Origin of the sequence: Liquorilactobacillus cacaonum DSM 21116, assembly GCF_001436735.1 — a bacterium.
Classification (GTDB): Bacteria; Bacillota; Bacilli; order Lactobacillales; family Lactobacillaceae; genus Liquorilactobacillus; species Liquorilactobacillus cacaonum.
Genome location: NZ_AYZE01000014.1, coordinates 454,712 through 460,394, shown reverse-complemented (window position 1 = coordinate 460,394; position 5,683 = coordinate 454,712). Strand labels below are relative to the sequence as shown.

5 protein-coding genes are annotated in these 5,683 nt (G+C 35.0%); all 5 read left to right on the top strand.

Features of this window, described 5'->3' with window-relative positions:
- Nucleotides 1-516, top strand: a 516-nt coding sequence (locus tag FC80_RS09655; RefSeq protein ID WP_235807242.1) for an alpha/beta hydrolase fold domain-containing protein, incomplete at its 5' end; no start/stop codon positions are given.
- A gap of 5 nt (nucleotides 517-521) precedes the next feature.
- Complete coding sequence (locus FC80_RS06120) at nucleotides 522-1,145, top strand: HAD-IA family hydrolase (RefSeq protein ID WP_187327439.1); 624 nt, start codon at nucleotides 522-524, stop codon at nucleotides 1,143-1,145.
- Nucleotides 1,146-1,235: 90 nt separating this feature from the next.
- Nucleotides 1,236-2,090 (top strand): N-acetylmuramoyl-L-alanine amidase family protein, encoded by an 855-nt coding sequence (locus tag FC80_RS06115; protein ID WP_057829242.1) that lies wholly within the window; start codon nucleotides 1,236-1,238, stop codon nucleotides 2,088-2,090.
- A gap of 309 nt (nucleotides 2,091-2,399) precedes the next feature.
- Nucleotides 2,400-3,689, top strand: coding sequence for a histidine--tRNA ligase (gene hisS, locus FC80_RS06110; RefSeq protein ID WP_057829241.1), 1,290 nt, complete (start codon nucleotides 2,400-2,402; stop codon nucleotides 3,687-3,689).
- A 22-nt stretch (nucleotides 3,690-3,711) separates the two neighbouring features.
- Nucleotides 3,712-5,472: an aspartate--tRNA ligase gene (gene aspS / locus FC80_RS06105; protein WP_057829240.1), complete on the top strand. Its 1,761-nt coding sequence runs from the start codon at nucleotides 3,712-3,714 to the stop codon at nucleotides 5,470-5,472.
- The last annotated feature ends 211 nt before the right edge of the window (nucleotides 5,473-5,683 follow it).

The following is a 5,683-nucleotide window of genomic DNA, read 5'->3' as shown; positions in this document are numbered from 1 at the left end:
GCCGAATTCCCGCTAGATTTAACGCGTATAATATTGGCGGGTGATGATTCTGGTGGTGCATTGGTAACTAGTTTGGCATACCAATTAGAAGTAGCTAATTGTGAAAAAATTTATAAAATATTACTGCTTTGTCCAATAATGAATGTTGCTTTTGATACAAATTCTTATCATCAATTTGCTGGCGGATATGACTTAACTAGGGAGCAGATGAAATGGTCTTGGGAACAATATTTAACCGCTGATAAAGATGTGAAAGATATTAGTATCTCACCTTTACAAGCAAATTTTGATGTTCTTAAAAAGTTACCAGAAACATTGATTATTACAGCTGAGGCTGATGTTGTACGTGATGAAGCAGAATCTTTTGCTCGAAAGATGCGGGATGCTGGTGGAAATGTTACGCAGATAAGAATGCAAGGTACTATTCATAATTTTATGATACATAATGTTTTAGATGAAACTAACACCTGTCGCCTTGCTATGAATATTGCAGTTGATTGGATTAAGAAAAGGTGAAATATATGATTTTGAGAGATTTTATTTGGGACTTTGATGGCACCCTTTATGATACATATCCGGGAATGGTTGCTGCTTTTACTGAAGCTTTTGCTGAAAATGGAATTGTTGTTAGCGAGAAAGAAGTTTATCGCAAAATGCGTGAAGGATCAGTAGGAAAGTGTTTTGCAGACTTTTTTTCAAATGTAGCAAAAGAATTACAAGTTAAGATATTAAATGAATACGAAAAAAAAGAAATTATGTTTACTGAAAAAGCACGACCTTTTGATGGTGTTTTTGAAGTTTGTCATAAAATTGTTGAGTCCGGTGGAAGAAATTTTTTGTTGACACACAGAGATAGACAATCGCTTAATTTATTAAAAAAGGAAGGCTTATATAGTTTATTTACTGGTTTTGTAACGTCAGAAGATAAATTTCCTAGAAAACCTAGCCCAAAATCATTACTTTATTTGTGTAAAACTTATTCAATTGATTTGAATAAATCTGTTATGATTGGCGATCGAATACTTGATGTGAGAGCTGGGCATAATGCTGGGATAAAAGGTTATTTATTTGATCCTGATAATTTAATTACTGAAGATTTTGTTTGTGATAAGCGGGTCACCTCAATTTGGAATGTACTTAATTAATGTTAATTTTTAGCTGATTAAAGCGTTGGTTACACTTCTTTAAAAAAGTTTGTTATAATGAAAAGTAATTTTATTGATGGAGAATTGCTAATGCGAACTCAAAATAAGTCATTCACACATAAAAATAAAAGCAATCTAACCTTATTACTTTTTGTTCTAGTACTTATTGCCATATTAGCAGTCAGAACAACTGGTTATTTGCGACAAGCAATTATAATAACACCTAGTGCGACACTACGGAATGGGCCCGGTATTGAATACTCTAAAAAAGAGACATTGAATGAGAAACAAAGAATTACTATACTACGTAGAAAATACCATTGGATGTACGTTAAGACTCCCCAAAATAAATTTGGATGGATTGCTGACTGGGATGTAGCAAAAAAAGAACGCAATAAAATAACCAATATCTCAGATGCAACTATTGTAATCGATCCCGGACACGGCGGTAGTGATTCAGGTGCCTTATCTGCAAGTGGCAAAATGGAGAAGACATATACTCTTAAAGTTGCGCGAAAAGTGGTTAAAGAATTACGAATGAAGGGTGCAAAGGTTTATATGACAAGGGACGCTGATAAGTATGTAGGATTGGCTGCTAGATCAGACCTTTCAAATAAAGTACATGCAGATGCTTTTATTAGTTTTCATTTTGATTCTTCCCCTGTTGAAAATGATGCCTCAGGATTTACAACGTATTATTACCATAAAAAACGGTCATATCGCTTAGCCAAAATGATTAATTCTAATTTAGACACTTTAACTTTAGATAATCGGGGAATTGATTTTGGAAACTTTTTAGTAATTAGGGACAATAAATTTCCTGCAATCTTACTAGAGATGGGATACATAAATAGCGACCGTGATTTTGCACAAATTAAGTCAATCTCATATCAAAATGCAATTGCAGCAGATGTCGTTTCAGGATTAACTAAGTATTTTAATTAAGAATTTCAACGCAACAGGTCTTGACTTTGTACTAAAATTAAAGTATGTTAACTTTAGTATATTAGAGCCGGATGGAAGAGGAGTAATTGATGATTCTCAATTAAGAGAGTGGGCGGTTGGTGAAAGCCTCACGGGGATATTCAATGAAGGACACTTTCAAGGTGTATGCTAGTTTAAGCATACCGTTGAGGAACGTTATCCAATAAGTTATTAATTAAGGTGGTACCGTGCAATTGCGCCCTTGTCGATTTTTTTCGGCAAGGTTTTTTTTTCGGCAAAAATGTAAAAAGAGTTTTAGGAGGAATAAAAATGAAGTATCAACGTCCAAAAGGTACAACAGATATCATACCTGGTGAATCTGAAAGATGGCAAAGTGTTGAAAGTCGGGCACGTAAATTATTCAATAAATATCGTTATAATGAAATTAGAACGCCGATTTTTGAGAACTTTGAAGTTTTTTCGCGAACTTCAGGTGAAACATCGGATATTGTTACAAAAGAGATGTATGATTTTTTTGACAAAGGTGAACGCCATATAACATTACGTCCTGAAGGAACAGCAGGAGTTGTGCGTGCATATGTTGAAAATAAATTATATGGGCCAGAAATACAAAAACCTTTTAAGACATTTTATATGGGCCCAATGTTTCGTTATGAAAGACCACAAGCTGGTAGATTGCGCGAATTTCATCAGATTGGGGTCGAAGCGTTTGGTGTAGATAATCCTGCACTGGATGTTGAAGTAATGTCAATGGCCGTCGAACTTTTACGAAGTTTTGGATTAAAAAATTTAAAATTGGCAATCAATACTCTTGGTGACATTGAATCAAGAAATAATTATCGAAATGCTTTAGTTGAGTATTTGGAACCATTTGAAGAGCAATTAAGTGCTGATTCAAAGGAACGTTTGCACAAGAATCCTTTACGAGTTCTTGATAGTAAAGACCAAAATGATCAAAAAATAGTTGAAGGAGCACCTGATATTCTTGATTATTTGACACCTGCTGCACAAGAACATTTTACTAATGTCAAAATGTTACTCGATACATTAGAAATACCATATGAGATTGATTCGAATATGGTTCGTGGCCTTGATTATTATAATCATACTATTTTTGAGATAATGAGTGACTCAAAGGCCTTTGGTGGAAAATGGACAACTGTTTGTGCAGGTGGGAGATATAATGGCTTGGTTGAGCAACTTGGTGGTCCAGAAACACCTGGTATTGGTTTTGGATTAGGAGTTGAGCGTCTATTGCTTGTTCTTGAAGCCGAAGGTATTTCTTTAGTGGGTGACAGCGGGTTAGATGTTTATGTGGTTGGAATTGGTGATAAGACACTTGCTGGAACAATGAAGCTAGTACATGAAATTCGACAAGCTGGATACAGTGCTGAGCGTGACTATTTGGAGCGCAAGCCAAAAGGACAATTTAAAGCAGCTAGTCGTCTTGATGCAAAGTATACATTAACTGTTGGAGAAGAGGAGCTCATTTCTGGAAAAGCAAATCTAAAAGACATGGGTACTGGAAAAGAAATCGTAATTAATTTAACTGATGTACAATCAAATTTTGATAAGGTTTTAGAAAACTTCAATAGCTAGAAGGGAAGAAGCGTAAATTATTATGAAAAGAACAGTATATTGTGGACTAGTAAATGAAACATTTTTAGATAAAGAAGTCACTTTAAAAGGTTGGGTTCAAAAAAGACGTGATCTTGGGAATTTGATTTTTATTGATCTAAGAGACCGTGAAGGAATCGTTCAGTTAGTTTTTAGTCAAGCTTTTGATGAACAAGCTCTAAAGATTGCTGATGAATTGCGCAGTGAGTATGTGATTGAAGTCACTGGTAAAGTTGTAAATCGAAGTGAAGATGCGATAAATCCTAAAATGATAACTGGTAAATATGAAGTGGAAGTTCATGAAATAAGGCTGTTAAATAAGGCTAAAACACCACCTTTTTATATCGAAAATGGAATAAGTGTTGCTGATGATTTACGCCTAAAATATCGTTATCTTGATTTACGTAGACCTGAGATGCAACAAGGCTTGATATTAAGAAGTAAAATTACGCAGTCAATTCATCGTTATTTGGATGAAAATAAATTTATTGATGTTGAAACACCCTATCTAACCAAATCAACACCAGAAGGAGCAAGAGATTATCTCGTTCCTTCTCGCGTATATCCGGGTCATTTTTATGCATTGCCACAATCACCACAATTATTTAAACAATTACTAATGGGTGCTGGATTTGACCGTTACTACCAGGTTGCACGTTGTTTTCGTGATGAGGATTTACGCGGGGATCGTCAACCGGAATTTACGCAAATTGATTTAGAAACATCCTTTATGACTGCTGAAGAAATTCAAGATTTGACTGAAGGTTTGTTAAAGCGGGTTATGAAAGAGACGCTTGATATTGATATCGAACTTCCACTTCAACGAATTACTTGGAATGAATCAATGAATCGTTTTGGTTCTGATAAACCAGATATTCGTTTTGATATGGAATTAAAGGATATGGCAGATGCAGTTAGAGATGTTGATTTTAAAGTTTTCCAAAATACACTTGATAATAAAGGACAAGTCAAAGCAATTACTGTAACAGGTGGTGCAGACAAGTATTCACGTAAAGATATTGACGCAAAGCAAGATTATATTAAGCGTTTTGGTGCAAAAGGATTAGCTTGGTTAAAGGTAACTGAAGAAGGTTTTTCAGGACCAGTTGCTAAGTTCTTCAACGATAGTGTAGCAAACGTTTGTGAGGCGGCTGCAGCAAAAGTCGGAGATTTAATTTTATTTGTTGCAGATAATCGTGACGTTGTTGCAGCATCATTAGGTTATTTAAGGACAAGTATTGCTAAAGAATTAGATATGATTGATGAAAATAAATTTGCATTTTTATGGGTTGTTGATTGGCCATTATTTGAATATAGTGAAGATTTTCATCGTTATATTGCAGCTCATCATCCATTTACAATGCCCAATGAAGAAGACATCGCTCTTTTAGACACAGATCCACATAAGGCACATGCACAAAGCTATGATATTGTCTTGAATGGTTATGAATTAGGTGGTGGCTCAATTCGTATCCATCAACGTGAAGTACAAGAAAAGATGTTTAAAGCACTTGGATTTACAAAAGAAAGTGCTGAAGAACAATTTGGTTTCTTCATGGATGCTCTAGATTACGGATTTCCTCCTCATGGTGGGTTAGCAATTGGATTAGATCGCTTTGCAATGTTATTAGCTAAACGCGATAATATTCGTGAAGTTATTGCATTTCCGAAGAACTCAAAAGCTTCAGAACCTCTTACAAATGCTCCAAGTCCGGTTGCTCCAAAGCAATTAGATGAATTACATTTGGAAACAACTGAAGATTAAGGTAAAAAGGAGACTTTGTCCAAAGTGAACTAGGGCAAGTCTCTTTTTACTTACACTATTATTAGTGCTCATTGTCTATTCAACATTTCTCACACTCTGATTTAAATGTGTTCCAAATGTCAGACAATTGCGCCTAACTTCAACTTATTTGTAGCCCAAATCTGCTATTTCATAAGTTACTGTTAGTGCTCATTGCCTATTCAACATTTTC

Bases quoted from the DNA above. Each gene is read 5' to 3' on its own strand.
- hisS (WP_057829241.1), top strand. From the start codon at position 2,400: ATGAAGTATCAACGTCCAAAAGGTACAACAGATATCATACCTGGTGAA.
- FC80_RS06115 (WP_057829242.1), top strand. From the start codon at position 1,236: ATGCGAACTCAAAATAAGTCATTCACACATAAAAATAAAAGCAATCTA.
- FC80_RS06120 (WP_187327439.1), top strand. From the start codon at position 522: ATGATTTTGAGAGATTTTATTTGGGACTTTGATGGCACCCTTTATGAT.
- aspS (WP_057829240.1), top strand. From the start codon at position 3,712: ATGAAAAGAACAGTATATTGTGGACTAGTAAATGAAACATTTTTAGAT.